The organism is Nocardia terpenica, from assembly GCF_013186535.1.
In the GTDB taxonomy this organism is placed as follows: domain Bacteria; phylum Actinomycetota; class Actinomycetes; order Mycobacteriales; family Mycobacteriaceae; genus Nocardia; species Nocardia terpenica.
Window position 1 is genome coordinate 763,197 of record NZ_JABMCZ010000002.1, and the last position, 14,531, is coordinate 777,727.

General features: G+C 71.4%; 15 protein-coding genes. 4 read left to right on the top strand and 11 right to left on the bottom strand.

Annotated features, from left to right (window positions below; translation table 11 throughout):
• Nucleotides 1–7: 7 nt before the first annotated feature.
• The 9 genes from panC to ftsH form a co-directional block, all read right to left on the bottom strand.
• The gene (panC, locus tag HPY32_RS14950) at nt 8–937 is read right to left on the bottom strand and encodes a pantoate--beta-alanine ligase (protein ID WP_067580556.1); all 930 of its coding nucleotides are present in this window, start codon (nt 935–937) and stop codon (nt 8–10) included.
• The gene (locus HPY32_RS14955; protein WP_216676123.1) at nt 937–1,869 is read right to left on the bottom strand and encodes a Rossmann-like and DUF2520 domain-containing protein; all 933 of its coding nucleotides are present in this window, start codon (nt 1,867–1,869) and stop codon (nt 937–939) included. The genes panC and HPY32_RS14955 overlap by 1 nt, the downstream gene beginning before the upstream one ends.
• Nucleotides 1,870–1,984: 115 nt before the next feature.
• A complete protein-coding gene (locus HPY32_RS14960; protein WP_067580554.1) occupies nt 1,985–2,770 on the bottom strand; it encodes a DUF6779 domain-containing protein in 786 nt (261 codons plus the stop codon).
• A 70-nt stretch (nt 2,771–2,840) separates the two neighbouring features.
• Complete coding sequence (locus HPY32_RS14965; RefSeq protein ID WP_067585069.1) at nt 2,841–3,311, bottom strand: DUF3180 domain-containing protein; 471 nt, start codon at nt 3,309–3,311, stop codon at nt 2,841–2,843.
• Between the two features lie 5 nt (nt 3,312–3,316).
• Nucleotides 3,317–3,850: a 2-amino-4-hydroxy-6-hydroxymethyldihydropteridine diphosphokinase gene (folK, locus tag HPY32_RS14970; protein WP_067580553.1), complete on the bottom strand. Its 534-nt coding sequence runs from the start codon at nt 3,848–3,850 to the stop codon at nt 3,317–3,319.
• Nucleotides 3,847–4,242 (bottom strand): dihydroneopterin aldolase, encoded by a 396-nt coding sequence (gene folB / locus HPY32_RS14975; RefSeq protein WP_067580552.1) that lies wholly within the window; start codon nt 4,240–4,242, stop codon nt 3,847–3,849. The genes folK and folB overlap by 4 nt, the downstream gene beginning before the upstream one ends.
• Nucleotides 4,239–5,108: a dihydropteroate synthase gene (gene folP, locus HPY32_RS14980; RefSeq protein WP_067580550.1), complete on the bottom strand. Its 870-nt coding sequence runs from the start codon at nt 5,106–5,108 to the stop codon at nt 4,239–4,241. The genes folB and folP overlap by 4 nt, the downstream gene beginning before the upstream one ends.
• Before the next feature lie 7 nt (nt 5,109–5,115).
• Entirely contained in the window at nt 5,116–5,736 is a 621-nt protein-coding gene (folE, locus tag HPY32_RS14985) for a GTP cyclohydrolase I FolE (protein ID WP_082870783.1), read from the bottom strand.
• Nucleotides 5,737–5,810: 74 nt separating this feature from the next.
• Nucleotides 5,811–8,210, bottom strand: a complete 2,400-nt coding sequence (gene ftsH, locus HPY32_RS14990; RefSeq protein WP_171982868.1) for an ATP-dependent zinc metalloprotease FtsH — start codon at nt 8,208–8,210, stop codon at nt 5,811–5,813.
• A 308-nt stretch (nt 8,211–8,518) separates the two neighbouring features.
• On the opposite strand from ftsH, the gene HPY32_RS14995 reads away from it, so the two are divergent.
• Nucleotides 8,519–9,460, top strand: coding sequence for a hypothetical protein (locus HPY32_RS14995; protein WP_231951400.1), 942 nt, complete (start codon nt 8,519–8,521; stop codon nt 9,458–9,460).
• On the opposite strand, the gene HPY32_RS15000 is transcribed toward HPY32_RS14995, so the two are convergent.
• Nucleotides 9,457–10,287, bottom strand: coding sequence for a DUF1266 domain-containing protein (locus tag HPY32_RS15000; RefSeq protein ID WP_067580544.1), 831 nt, complete (start codon nt 10,285–10,287; stop codon nt 9,457–9,459). The genes HPY32_RS14995 and HPY32_RS15000 overlap by 4 nt on opposite strands.
• A 195-nt stretch (nt 10,288–10,482) precedes the next feature.
• On the opposite strand from HPY32_RS15000, the gene HPY32_RS15005 reads away from it, so the two are divergent.
• Nucleotides 10,483–10,734, top strand: coding sequence for a DUF2277 domain-containing protein (locus tag HPY32_RS15005; RefSeq protein WP_067580543.1), 252 nt, complete (start codon nt 10,483–10,485; stop codon nt 10,732–10,734).
• Between the two features lie 18 nt (nt 10,735–10,752).
• On the opposite strand, the gene HPY32_RS15010 is transcribed toward HPY32_RS15005, so the two are convergent.
• Nucleotides 10,753–11,994 (bottom strand): PucR family transcriptional regulator, encoded by a 1,242-nt coding sequence (locus tag HPY32_RS15010; protein WP_067585063.1) that lies wholly within the window; start codon nt 11,992–11,994, stop codon nt 10,753–10,755.
• Between the two features lie 145 nt (nt 11,995–12,139).
• On the opposite strand from HPY32_RS15010, the gene HPY32_RS15015 reads away from it, so the two are divergent.
• Nucleotides 12,140–13,678 carry an aldehyde dehydrogenase family protein gene (locus HPY32_RS15015; RefSeq protein WP_231951399.1) on the top strand — a complete coding sequence of 513 codons (1,539 nt, stop codon included), beginning with the start codon at nt 12,140–12,142 and terminating at the stop codon, nt 13,676–13,678.
• Nucleotides 13,675–14,529, top strand: coding sequence for an SDR family oxidoreductase (locus HPY32_RS15020; RefSeq protein ID WP_067580538.1), 855 nt, complete (start codon nt 13,675–13,677; stop codon nt 14,527–14,529). Before HPY32_RS15015 ends, HPY32_RS15020 begins: the two co-directional genes overlap by 4 nt.
• The last annotated feature ends 2 nt before the right edge of the window (nt 14,530–14,531 follow it).

A 14,531-nucleotide genomic window follows, 5' to 3' on the forward strand; every position in this document is an offset into this window, starting at 1 on the left:
GCCTTTCCTACGCGGACGCTTCGGCAGTGTCGGGGGTGGTGGGGTGGCCGTCGATCGCCACGCCGACGGTGACCGGCATGTTGTCGATCAGGCGGGTGGCGCCGATGCGGGCGGCGACCAGCAGCCGGGCATTGCCGCTCGGCGGGATGTCGCCCAGGTCCGCGCCGCGCAGCTCCAGGTAGTCGACATCGATGCCGGGCACGCCGTCGAGCACGGCGCGGGCCGCGGCCAGCACCCCGTCCGGGCCCAGGCCCGCGGCGTGCCGACCGGCGGCCAGGGCGGCCGACAGCGTGGTCGCCAGCTCGCGCTGGGCCGGGTCGAGATAGCGGTTGCGCGAGGACAGCGCCAGGCCGTCCCGCTCCCGGACGGTGGCCACCGGGACGATGGAGACGTCGAAGTTCAAGTCCCGCACCATGTCCCGGATGAGGGTGAGCTGCTGGTAGTCCTTCTCGCCGAAGAACGCCTCGTGCGGGCGGACGATCTGCAGCAGCTTGGCCACCACGGTCAGCACGCCCGCGAAATGGGTCGGGCGGCTGGCGCCCTCGAGCTCGGCGCCGAGCGGTCCCGGATGCACCGAGGTGCGCGGGCCGACGGGATACATCTGCGCGGCGCTGGGGGCGAACACCAGCTCGACGCCCTCGCCGCGCAGCAGGTCCACGTCGGCGTCCAGGGTGCGCGGGTACCGGTCCAGGTCTTCCCCCGCCGCGAACTGCAACGGGTTGACGAAGATCGAGACGATCACGACCCGGTTGGTGCGCTTGGCGCGGCGCACCAGCTCCAGGTGCCCCTCGTGCAGGGCGCCCATGGTGGGCACCAGGGCGATCGTGCGGCCCACCGAGCGCAGCGCGGTGGTCACCGCGGACAGCGTCGCGGGCTCGTGCACCACGGTCAGTTCGCCCGGCGTGTACGCGCCGCGCAGGGTCTTCGGATCGGGCATCAGCGTCCCTCCAGCAATTCGATCAGGGCGGGATTGGTGCGCACCCGCTCGGCGGTGCGCAGCGACTGCGCGCGATAGCCCGCGGCCAGGCGTGCGTCGACGGCCGCGAGGGCGTCGAGGTGGGCGGCGACCGCGTCGGCGTCGCCGCGGGCGACCGGGCCGGTGAGCGCGGATTGGCCACGGCGCAGGGCGTTTTCGAGCGCGGCGGAGGCCAGCGGCGCGAGGATGCGCTCGGCCAGGCCGCCCGGCTGTTCGTCGACGGTCTGCTGACCCAGCAGGCCCGGTCCCGCCAGGGCGGCGCGCAGCGCGTCCACGGCGTCCACGATCAGCGTGACCAGATGATTGCTGCCGTGCGCGAGGGCGGCGTGATAGAGCGTGCGGTGTTCCTCCGGCACCCGCACCGGTTCGCCGCCCATCTCGATGACCAGCGATTGCGCGATGGCGTAACCGATTTCGTCGGCGGCGGTGATGCCGAAGCAGGCGTTGCCGAGCCGGGACAGGTCCTCGTCGTGGCCGGTGAAGGTCATGGCCGGGTGGATGGCCAGCGCCCGCGCGCCGCGCGCGGTCAGCGGGGCCAGCACGCCGATGCCGTTCGCGCCGGAGGTGTGCGCCACGATGGTGCCGGGCCGCACCACCCGCGCCGCCGCCAAACCGGCCACCAGCCCGGCCAATTCGGCATCCGGCACGGCCAGGATCAGCAGCTCGCTGCGCGCGGCGACCTCCTCGGCCGGGAGAATCCGCGAATCCGGCAGCCGGGTGCGGGCGCGCAGCCGCGACGCGTCGGAGATGGCCGAGACGCCGAAGACGATGTGACCGGCACGCTCCAGTGCCGCGCCGATCGCGGAGCCCACGCGTCCCGCCGAGACGATTCCCACCGTCAGCCGTGCGGGCGCAGGGTCGGTCCCTGAGACAACCTTGCCCGAGGTCACCATTGTCCTCTCGAAAGTTCCGTTCCAGTCCCGCAAAACCGCAGGTACCAGACGTTGCTGCAGTCGAGGATAGGCCCACCGCCCACCCGTGACCAGGGCGGCCCCGGTGAGATTCCCCTCAGCCGCCGTTCTGCTCGGAGCGGAGGTTGGCCATGATCTCGGCGACCGAGAGTTTGCGGCCCGGGTAGTCGTCGGTATCGGATTCGGCGCGTCGGCGGCGGCGCGCGGCGGTGCCCACGGGGGATGCGGGGGCGGGCTCCTCGGGCGCTTCGGGTTCCGGTGCGACGATGGAGGTTTCGGCGGTGACCGGGTCGTCGTCGGGGCTGGCGAAGGCCGGGGGTTCGGGGTGGTCGGGCTCGAAGACGGGCACCGCGGGGGCGCTCCAGGCGTCCCAGGTGTCGGCTTCCGCCGAGTTACCGTTCGCCGCGGCGCGCGGCAGCTCCTGGACGCGGAAGGCGTCCGCGTGCAGGGCGGGCCGGTCGATCGGCAGGTCGCCGTCGAAAAGCCGCTGCAGGCTTTCGCGCAGCACGGTCAGCTCGGCGCGCAGGGCCGCGATCTCGGCGGCGTCGGCGCCCACCTCCTGGCGCACCCGGGCCTCGACGGCGAGCTCATGCTCGCGCCGGGCGGTGATCTCGCGCTCCAGCTGCAATTCGTAGACGGTTTGCAGGTCATGGGCCTTGGCCTGGTCGACCGCGGCCTCGCGCCGATAGCGGGTGGCCACCAGCGCGGCGATCACCGCGGCCCACAGCGCGGCGACCAGGCCGACCCGCACCAATTGCAGATTGCTGCTGAAAATCGGAAACACGCTGGCAATCAGACCGAGCAGCATCAATCCGCCGACGACGAATCGTCCCGCGTTCTCCCTTGGTCGCGTGGAGGCACTGCTACGGGAGGGTGAAACCATGCCCGCAAGGGTAGCCTGCACGGCGGATTCCGGCTCGGACACCGGTCGGCGACCCCGCACACCCCTTTCGCTACGAGGTTGCTGGCTCATCGGGCGGATCACTCGGCGCACGACAGCAATACTCCAGCCACAGGGCGGCGGCCACCAGGGCGAACCCGGCCACCAGGCCCACGATCGCCCCCGGGGTGTCCGACGCGGCGGCGCGCAGCGTCGAGCGCTGCGGGAGCACCCAGATCAGAAAGCCCAGCCACACCCCGGCCGCCAGCGACCCCACCTGCGCCGACGCCTTCGCCAGCGCCACCGCCCGCGCGGCGGTGATCGGATGCAGGTGCCGCGGGCCGTCGCCGATGCGCTCGTCGTTGACCCGGGCGCGAATCACGAAGGCCAGCACCGCCTCCAGCGCCGCCACCGGATACAGCGAGGCGCCCGCGAACACGGTGATCGGCGGGAAGCTGGAGTACGCCCAGCGCGTCGCGAACCACGCGACGATCGCGGCGATCAGCACGTTCGCGGTGAGATCCAGTGCCCGCGTCGGCTTCATGACATTCATGACGCCCCGCGCAGCGAATGCTCGGTGCGCCGCACACCCTCGACCTCGGCCGGGTCGAGCGCGGCCAGCCACTCGCGCACCGGGCGCGGGACGCCGTCCACCTCGAGCAGCGCCTCCGGCTCCACCTCGAGCCACGGCACCAGCACGAAGGCCCGGTTGTGCGCCTGCGGATGCGGCAGGGTCAGGGTGGGGTCGGTGCTGCGGCACGGGTGCGGGCCCGCCGGGCGCAGCGCCGCGCACCAGACCACGTCGACATCGAGTGTCCGTGCGCCCCAGCGCACCTCGCGCACCCGACCGGCGGCCTGCTCCAGCCGCTGGCCGCGGTGCAGCCAGTCGCGCGCCTCGGCCGCCGGATCCTCCACCACCAGAACGGCATTGAGGTAGTCCTGCTGCGGCACCCCGCCCCACGGCGGCGTCGAGTACACCGACGACACCGCCGTCAGCCACGGCGCGAGGCCGTCCACCACGCTGCGCAACTGGGCGAGCCGGTCGCCCAGGTTCGAACCGATCGACAGGACGGCGCGGGTCATGCCACGGCCCCGGCGGTGACGTCGGGTCCGGTGCGGCGGCGAGTGGCGACCACCCGGACGTCGGCGAAGGTGTGCGGAATCGGCGCGGACGGCTTGTGCACCACCACCTCGGCGGCGGCGACGCGCGGATCGGTCATCACGTCGTCGGCGATCTCGGAGACCACCGTCTCGATCAGATTGCGCGGCGGGCCCGCCACGATGGCGACGGCCCGCCCGGCCAGCGCGCCGTAGTCGACGGTCGCGGCGAGATCGTCGGTGGCCGCGGCCTTTCCGAAGTCCAGCCACAGCGTGATGTCGACGACGAACTCCTGGCCGTCGCGGCGCTCGAAGTCGAAGCAGCCGTGGTATCCGAAGGCGCGCAGGCCGCGCAGCTCGATGCGGTCGGTGCTCACCGGTCTCCCCGAATCCGTGCGTGATCGGCGGCCCGCCAGGAGTCCGCGACGGCGATGGCGTCCAGCGACGCCCGGACATCGTGCACCCGCACGCCCCAGGCCCCGTGCAGCGCGGCCAGCGCGGAGATGGTGGCGGTCGCGGTCTCGCGGCCGTCGGGCGGGCGGGGGCCCTGGTCGTCGGCGAGCAGCGCGCCCAGGAAACGCTTGCGGGAGGCGCCGATCAGGATCGGCAGGCCCTGCGCGGCCAGCTCCGGCAGCGCGCCCAGCAGCGCCCAGTTGTGGTCGGCGTTCTTGGCGAAGCCCAATCCCGGATCGAGTACCAGTTTGCCCGGATGCACCCCGGCCGCCATCGCCAGATCCACCTGGGCGGACAGTTCGGTCAGCACCTCGGCCACCACGTCGGTGTACCGCTCGGCGGGACCGGCGTGCCGATAGTCGGCGTCCGCGCGCCAGTGCATGAGGATCCACGGAATCTCGGTCGCCGCAACGACCTTCACCATGTCCGGATCGGCCCGGCCGCCGGAGACGTCGTTGACCACCGAGACGCCCGCGGCCACCGCGGCCTCGGCCACGCTGGCCCGCATGGTGTCGACGCTGGCCGGCACGCCCGCCTCGACCAGCCCGCGGATCACCGGGACCACCCGCTCGGCCTCGGTCTCCGGATCGATCCGCACCGCGCCCGGCCGGGTCGACTCGCCGCCGACGTCGACGATGTCCGCCCCCGCCCGGTACAGCTCGATCCCGTGCGCGATCGCGCGCGCGGGATCGAGGTAGCGACCGCCGTCGGAGAACGAGTCGCTGGTGACGTTGACCACGCCCATCACCACACAGGACCGGCCGCCGCGCGGAGCGATCAGGGCGCTCATCGGCCGCTCACTTGCGCAGGATCAGGTCGAGGGCCTCGGCCCGGGTGGAGGCGCTGGACTGCAGGATTCCGCGCACCGCCGAGGTGGTGGTGCTGGCGCCGGGCTTGCGGATGCCGCGCATCGCCATGCATAAATGCTCGGCCTCGATCACCACGATCGCGCCGCGCGGGTCCAGCTTGCGCATGACCGCATCGGCGACCTGACTGGTCAGCCGCTCCTGCACCTGCGGCCGCTTGGCGTACAGATCGACCAGCCGGGCCAGTTTGGACAGGCCGGTGACCCGGCCGTGCGAGCCCGGGATGTATCCGACGTGCGCGACGCCGTGGAAGGACACCAGGTGGTGCTCGCAGGTCGAGTACATCGGGATGTCGCGGACCAGGACCATCTCCTGATGGCCCTCCTCGAACGTGGTGTCCAGCACCGCGTCCGGCTCGGTGAACAGGCCCGCGAACATCTCCCGGTAGGCACGCGCGACGCGGGACGGGGTCTCGGCGAGACCCGGGCGATCCGGATCCTCGCCGACGGCGATCAGCAGTTCGCGGATCGCCGCCTCGGCGCGCGGCTGGTCGAAGGAACGACCGGTGTCCAGCGCGACCGGCCCGGGGACGACACGGTTGTTGGCCGACACTCGAGACACCTCCAAAAGCTCACGGGTACCGGCTGTTCCCCGGTACCCCGATCATCGAGCCTAATCACCGTCGGTCAGTGCCGACCGTTCGGACCGTCCCACTCGCCGTTGTCGCTCTCGCCGTTCGGGGCCGAATAGCCCGGCCCCTCCTGGTCGTTCGGTTGATTCCAGCCGCCGCGGCCGTAGCGCTGACCGCCCGCGGGCGCCCAGCCGCCGCCCGAACCCTGCGGCGCACCACCGCGCGAACCGGGCCCGCCCGGCGCGCCGTAACCCTGCTGCTGACCGGACTGGTCCTCCTCCTGCGGCGGCCAGCCGGGCGCCGACCAACCGGCCGGGGCGCCGTAGTCGGGTCGCGAACCGTGCGTGCCGTGCCGCGGATACGACGGCCCACCGGGCAGCGGGTAGCCGCCGGGCTGCGCGGGCGGGTAGCCGTAGCCGGGCTCGGCCGGGCGGTAGCCGCTGTCGGGGTAGCCGTTGGCCGGGACCGGCTGCGCGGCGGGGCGGGGCACGGCCTTCGTCTCGGTCTCGTCGGGCCACGGCTCGCCGCGCTCGGCGGCCAGCTCGCGCGGGGTCTTCACCGGCGGCCGGTCGGACGGGGTGCGCTCGCCGAAGTCGTTGAACGCGGTGATCCGCGGCCGCTTCTCGACCGTCGACAAGACGTCGTCGAGTTCCTTGCGGTGCAGCGTTTCTCGCTCGAGCAGGGCGGTGGCCAGCGAGTCCAGCTCGTCGCGGTACTCGTTGAGGATGGCCCACGCCTCGGTGTGCGCGGCCTCGATGAGGTTGCGCACCTCCTCGTCGATCTCGCGGGCGACCTCGTGGGAGTAGTCCGAGCCCATGCCCATCGAGCGGCCCAGGAACGGGTCGCCCTGCTCCTGGCCGTAGCGCACCGCGCCCAGGCGCGCGCTCATGCCGTACTCGGTCACCATCGCGCGGGCGATCTTGGTGGCCTGGTCGATATCGGAGGAGGCGCCGGTGGTCGGCTCGTGGAACACCAGTTCCTCGGCCGCGCGGCCGCCCATCGCCATCACCAGGCGGGCGATCATCTCCGAGCGGGTCATCAGGCCCTTGTCGTCCTCGGGGACGGTCATGGCGTGACCGCCGGTGCGACCGCGGGCCAGAATGGTCACCTTGTAGACGGGTTCGATATCGGGCATCGCCCACGCGGCCAGCGTGTGGCCGCCCTCGTGATAGGCGGTGATCTTCTTCTCGTGCTCGCTGATGATGCGGCTCTTGCGGCGGGGCCCGCCGATGACGCGGTCCACCGACTCCTCGAGCGCGGCGCCGGTGATCACGTTGCCGTGCTCGCGCGCGGTGAGCAGCGCGGCCTCGTTGATGACGTTGGCCAGATCCGCGCCGGACATGCCGACCGTGCGCTTGGCCAGGCCGTCCAGGTCGGCCTCGGGGGCAATCGGCTTGCCCTGCGAGTGCACCCGCAGGATGGCGCGGCGCCCGGCCAGGTCCGGGTTGCCGACCGGGATCTGACGGTCGAAGCGGCCGGGGCGCAGCAGCGCCGGGTCCAGGATGTCGGGGCGGTTGGTGGCCGCGATGATGATCACACCGGTGCGGTCGCCGAAGCCGTCCATCTCGACCAGCAGCTGGTTCAGGGTCTGCTCGCGCTCGTCGTGACCGCCGCCCAGACCCGCGCCGCGCTGGCGGCCCACCGCGTCGATCTCGTCGACGAAGATGATGCAGGGGCTGTTCTGCTTGGCCTGGTCGAACAGGTCGCGCACGCGGGAGGCGCCGACGCCGACGAACATCTCGACGAAGTCGGAGCCGGAGATGGTGAAGAACGGCACCCCGGCCTCGCCCGCGACCGCGCGGGCCAGCAGCGTCTTACCGGTGCCGGGCGGGCCGTACAGCAGCACGCCCTTCGGGATCTTCGCGCCCAGGGCCTGGTAGCGGGCCGGATTCTGGAGGAAGTCCTTGATCTCGTAGAGCTCCTCGACGGCCTCGTCGGCGCCCGCCACGTCGGCGAAGGTGGTCTTGGGCATGTCCTTGGACAGCTGTTTGGCCTTGGACTTGCCGAAGCCGAGCATGCCGCCCCGGCCACCGCCCTGCATGCGGGCCATCACGAAGATGAACAGGCCGAGCAGGAACACCATGGGCAGCACGAACAGCAGCACCTGGGTGAACCAGCTGTCCTGCTTGACCGAGGTGTTGAAGGGCGCGCCCGAGTCCTGCACGGTCTTGAGGATCTGCGCGGAGACCTCGCTGCCGCCCGGATACTTCGCGATGATCTGGGTCTGGCCGCTGGTCGCGTCGTCGCCCTTGTTCAGGGTGATGCGGAGCTGCTGCTCCTTGTCATCGATCTGAACCTGCTTGACGTTCTGCTTGTCCTGGAGCTGGGTGAGCGCCACCGAGGTATCGACGTTCTTCCAGCCGCGCGTGTCGTTGCTGAAATAGCTGACCAGATAGATCACGAGCAGGATGCCCGCGACTATGGCCAGGTTGCGAAACACTGTCTTGCGGTTCATAGAGCGTCGGCCGGCGGGCCAGTCCTTTCCGGTGTTTCCGGTGCGTGCCTGCGTTGCGTCGGGCTGCGCCCGCACCGTCGATCCCGTGCGGGTCCGCGGGATCGGATGCGGACAAGCCACGTTACCGCGTACGGTCTACTCGATACATCGCGCAGTTCGGCAGCTGATGCAGTTCAACAAGTAAACGGCCGGAGAACGCTGGTGGTTCCCGACCCGCCCCGGAGCCGACACAGGCTGAGGACGCCTGCTGTCTGCCCCAAGTGGTCACAATCATGGCATGTACGTCCTATTGTGAGCGACGACACAAGATGAGTGCAGGGGGTATGGACATAGTCGAACTACGGACACCCACAGCGATCCTGCGTCACGGCGGTGGCCGATTACAGGTCCTGCGGCCCGGGACGGACGGCGAGCGCGTGCTCGACGTGCCGGTCTCGGACCTGCTCAAGGTGCGGCTGAACCGCCGCGCCGACGACGCCGTCGTGATCGAGATCTATCTGCGGTATCCGACGCCGGTGCTGACCGGGGTGCCCGCCGACCGTACGCCGCTGCCGGTGCTGATCGCCGAGCACGACGTACCGGCCGCCACGGTGATCGTCGAGCGGATCAACACCCAGATCATCGCGACGCAGCGCATCGATATGTCCCTGCCCGACCTCACCCCGCCCGCACCGGCCTGGGGTAAGACCGGGCCCACCCGCGCCGACGTGGATCGCGCGGTGCGGCGGATGGCGCCGCGCCGCGAGACCGCCCCGGCCGTCGACGCGCTGCACCGGATGGTCCGGGCCGACGAGTTCGCCCTGGAGACGGCCCTGGTCACCGCGCGGCCGCCCGCCGGGCGCGGGCGCGGGCTGCTGGCGGTGACCACGCAGCGGGTGTTGTTCGTCTCGATCGGCGCCGGGACCCGCTACGCCCACGAGATGCCGGTCTCGGCGCTGCTGTCCGCCAAGCCGACCGAGGGTGGCCCCGGGGCCGCCGCGCCCGGCGAGTACGGGGTCGACGTCTCCGACGGTCATCTGGTCCTGCACTTCACCGGCGCCGACCACGCCGATACCGACCGAGTGGTCGGGGCGATCAACTTCGCCATTCAGCGCGAGGCCGCCGACGGCGCGGTGGCGGCGCCGGATCCCGGTGTGTCGCACCTGTATTCGGAGTGGGAGCTGCTGGTCGAGCGGCATTCGCTGGGCATGGTGGACGATTCGCAGTTCCAGCGCTACGGGCGCGGCATCCTGCGGTCGCTACCGGACTAGCTCGCCTCGTCGGGCTGCAGGGCGATCCGGCGCCACGGACTGGTGGGCCGCAGCCACAGCCGCACCAGTTCCAGTCGGCGATCCATGCCGCCGGACTTGAGTTCGGCCAGGTCCTCGCACGCCTGCCAGTACGTCCAGCCGGTCAGGTAGGACTCGCCGAACTGCCGCCAGTTGCGGTAGCGGCGCTGTGTCGGCGGCAGCGCCCGCATGACGTAGTCCCAGGCGACGTCGGCGTCGAGATAGCCCGCGGTGAACGCCATTCGCGCCACCGCGACCACCCGGGCCAGGTCCCACGCCTGGATGTCGGCGGGCAGCGGCTGCACCAGGTGGTCGGTGAGGCCCAGCTTCACCGCCTGCGACCAGATGTCGTAGTCGCGGACCAGCGCCTCCGGGTTCTCCATGCCGCGGAACGACCCCACCTGGCGCAGGAAGGCGCGGTGCCGGTCGGCGCGCTCGCCGAAGCGGTCGCGCTCGGCGGAGTTGATACCGGCCATCACCAGCGGATGCACCAGCGCGTAGAGCGGGCCGTGCATGCCGTCGAGCAGCTGTTCCATCGAGGCCATCGCCTCGGTGCCGTCCGTGATGCCCCACGCGCCGGTCAGGGTGTCGATGGCCAGTTCGCGGCGGTCGCCGAGCGGATGTTCGCGTTCGGGGCCGAGCAGCAGCGCGTCGTGGAAGGCGTCCCAGCGCGCGGAGTAGAAGGCGCCCAGCGACAGCGCCCGCAGTTCGTCGTCGGAGATCTGCGCGCCGGACCAGTGATCGTCCTCGCGCCGGTCCAGCTCCTCGTAGGGGAAGGTGGTCAGGGTCGGCACGTCGCGGGCAGCCATGCCTCCGATTGTGCTGCATCGATCTTGGTCTGTGTCGGCTTATGCACCGGGTGCGTTCGGCGTTGCCGCAAAACTTCGCGCGGACCCCTGTCCGGAACCCGGCGCGAGCCCTGGGCGGGCGCACAGCGAGCTCACACCATTCTCGGAGAGTTCTCGGCCTGTTGCGGGTGGGTATCGAGGGCTACTCTCGGCGCCATGTGTAGGAACATCACCGTCCTGCGAGGGCTGGAACCCCCGGCCACGGAGCAGGAAATCTACGCGGCCGCACAGCAATACGTGCGGAAGGTCGGTGGTCTGACGGGCCTGTCGTCCACCACCAAACCGGCCTTCGACAAGGCCGTCGCGGCCGTCGCCGCCGCGACCAGCACGCTGCTGGCCGAGTTACCCGACCGCCGGGTACCGCCGTCCACCGAACCGCCGCTGCGCCGGTTGGCCGCCGCGGACTGACTCGCCGCCGCCGCTGGTCTACGACGCCGTGACGCCGTAGACCGCGACGCAGTCCAGGGCGATCTCCAGTCGCAGGCTGCGCTGCTCGATCGGGTGACCGAGCAGCTGTTCGCTGCGCTGGATCCGGTAGCGCACCGTGTTCTTGTGCACCCCAAGCTTTTTCGCGGCCGCGTCCGGGCTGCGGTGACAGCGCAGATAGGCGTGCAGGGTCTCGCGCAGCCGCGCCGAGTTGCCGTCCGGCCCCGCCAGCGGGCCCAGTTCCCGGGCGATCAGCGCCCGCATCGCCGCCTCGTCGGCTCCGGCCAGATAGGCCACCTCGACCTCCGGATAGCGCACCACCCGGCCCGGATCCCCGACCGCCCGCTCGGCCACCTGCCGCGCCGCGACCGCCTCCCGATGACTCTCGCGAAAACCGGCGATCTGCGCGTCGATCGTGCCCACCGCGATGCGCACCGGTGCTCGCACCGACAGCCGATCCGGTTCGGCGTCGGATTCCAGCCCGATCCAGGCCCAGACGGCGCGCGCCCCGGACGGGATGGTCAGGACGCTGCCGCCGAGCGATGCGGCCAGCCGGGCGGCCGTCCGGTCGAGCAGGCCGAGCGCCTCGCTGTCGCCGGAACCGGCGCCGGTCGCGCTGTCGTCGAGCCACAGCACACACGCCAGATGCCGCTGCCCGAGCCGATACCCCAGCCGGGCCGAGGCGTAGTCGGGGTCCACCTCCTCCCCCGCCAGCAGCGCCCGCACGATCTCGGCGCGCTGGTTCAGGGCCGCGCGCAGGCCGCGCTCGCGCTCCTCCATATAGGTGTCGGTGAGCGCCTCCACCGAGGTGCTGATCCAGCGGATCGACCGGTCGAACAGCCACATCAGCGCCGTCCGCTCCACCTCGGGCGGCAGTCGGCGGTGGTCGAGGACCTCGGTCATGTACTCGTGCACCGCCTCCTGGCCGAGGTGATACACGCGCAGCAGCAGCCGCAGGTCGTGGCCGCGCCGGGCAATGGTGCGCGCGAACGCGTGCGCCTGCTCGGGAACCGGGTAGTCGTGGCCGTCGCGGGTGAGATTGCTGAGCACGGCCAGGGCGTGGGCGCGGGTACTGGCCTCCAGATCGCGGCGCATGTCCCGATCCACCAGCTCCGGCACGCGGGCGATGATCGCGGCGTCCAGGCGGTGCACGACCAGGTCGAGCGTCTCGGGCCGCAGTGTCTCGGCGACGAGATCGGCCAGCCACTGCCGGATCTCCACGGGATCGGCCGCCGTCGCCATCGAACCTCCGGAATTTGTGTTCGGGAGCCAAATATCGATCGAATTGTTGACCGGGACGGCCAAGAAGTCGAGGCCGGATTGTGTCACGATCATAGTTCGGTGAGGCGATTCACAATGCCTCGATTCGACCGCGAAGAAGGTGCCCGTGGAGACGTTCATCGAGGTGCGCAATCCGGCGACCGGTGCGGTCACCGGACAGGTCCCGGCGGCGACGGCGGACGAGGTGGCGGCCAAGGTCGCGGAACTGCGCCTGTATCAAGCGGAATGGGAGGCGATCGGGGCCGAGGGGCGCAAGCGGTGGTTGCTGACGCTGCAGGACTGGCTGATCGACAACACCGACCGGATCGCCGACATCGTGCAATCCGAGACGGGCAAGCCGCGGGTGGACGCGCTCATCGATGCCAGCTTCGCGGTCGATCTGCTCGGCTACTACGCCCGCCGCGCGGGCGGCTTCCTGGCCGACGAGCATCCGTCCCCGCACAGCCCGCTGGCCCGGGTGAAGCGGCTGACCACGGTGTATCGGCCGTACCCGGTGGTCGGCGTGATCACGCCGTGGAACTTCCCGCTGGCCATGCCCGCGCTGGACGTGGTCCCGGCGCTGGCCGCCGGGGCCGCGGTGCTGCTGAAACCCTCCGAGGTGACCCCGCTGTCGGCGCTCGAGCTGGCCCGCGGCTGGGCCGAGATCGGCGCGCCACCGGTGTTCGCGGTGCTGACCGGCGCGGCCGAGACCGGGGCCGCGGTCGTGGACTCCGTCGACTACGTGCAGTTCACCGGTTCCACCCGGACCGGCCGCGCGATCGCCACCGCCTGCGCGCGGCGCCTGCTGCCCTACAGCCTGGAACTGGGCGGCAAGGATCCGGCCATCGTGCTCGCCGACGCCGACCTGGACCGGGCCGCCTACGGCATCGCGTTCGGCGGGCTGTTCAACGCGGGCCAGGTGTGCATCTCGGTGGAGCGGGTGTACGTGGAGGCGCCGGTGTACGACGAGTTCGTCGCCAAGCTCACCGCGCACGTGCGCGAGCTGCGCCAGGGCGCCGACGGCCGCGAATCCCGTTACGACGTGGGCGCTCTCGCCAACGAGGCCCAGCGGCGGATCGTGAGCGACCATGTCGAGGACGCGCTCGCGAAGGGCGCGCGGGCGCTGACCGGCGGCAGGTCCACCGAGGTCGGCACCTTCTACGAGCCGACCGTGCTGGTCGACGTCGATCACGGCATGAGCTGCATGACCGAGGAGACCTTCGGGCCCACGCTGCCCGTGATGAAGGTGGCCGACGAGACCGAAGCCGTTGCGCTGGCCAATGATTCGATCTACGGCCTGTCCGCCTCGGTATGGACCGGCGACCGGGCGCGCGGGGAACGCATTGCGCGGCAACTGAATGCGGGCGCGGTGAACATCAACGACGTGTTCGCCAACCTGTTCAGCTTCGCGCTGCCGATGGGCGGCTGGCAGCAGTCCGGCATCGGCGCGCGCTGGGGTGGCGCCGCGGGCGTGCGCAAATACTGCCGCCAGCAGGCGATCACCACGCCGATCCTGCCGACGCAGCGCAAGGAACTGTTCTGGTTCCCGTACAACACCACCAAACTCGCGCTCGCCATGGCGGCCATGCGGGCCGCCGGGGCGCGCGGGCTGCGCCGCATCGGCGTCCGGGACGTGTTCGACACCGTGGGAGGGAAGGGCAAATGACCGATTTCGGCAGCATTCGCGGCAAGGTCGTGGTGATCACCGGCGGGGCGCGCGGCATCGGCCTGGCCACCGCGACCGCCCTGCACCGGCTCGGCGCGCGCGTCGCCATCGGCGACATCGACGAGGCCACGGTGAAAACCTCCGGCGCCGCAGGGGATTTCGAACACTACGGCCGCCTCGACGTCACCGATCAGCAGTCGTTCGCGGACTTCCTCGACGAGGTGGAGCGGCTGCTGGGCCCGATCGACGTGCTGATCAACAATGCGGGCATCATGCCGACCGGGCGGGTGGTGGACGAGCCGGACGCGCTCACCCGCCGCATTCTCGACATCAATGTCTACGGCGTGATTCTCGGCTCGAAGCTGGCGCTGGCGCGCATGCTGCCGCGGCGCAGCGGGCACATCGTGAACATCGCCTCGCTGGCCGGTGAGTCCCACGTTCCCGGCCTGGCCACCTACAACGCCAGCAAACACGCGGTGCTCGGCTTCACCGACACGCTGCGCGAGGAGTACCGCGGCAGCGGGGTGGCGCTGTCCTCGGTGCTGCCGACGCTGACGAATACCGAACTGGGATCGGGCGTTTCGGCCCCGCCGCTGGTGAGCCGGGTGCTGGCCCCGGCCGAACCGGAACAGATCGCCGACGCCATCGTCGCACTGCTGGTGACCAGGCGCGCCAAGGTGCGGGTCACCTTCGCGGCCGGACTGCTGGCCCGCGTGGTGGGGGCGCTGCCGGAGGCGGTGGGCGACGGCCTGGCGCGGGCGCTCGGCTCCCAGCGCGCCTTCCTCGACGACGTCGACCAGTCCGCGCGCAAGGCGTACGAGCAACGCGTGCGCACCGACACCGACCAGTAGCG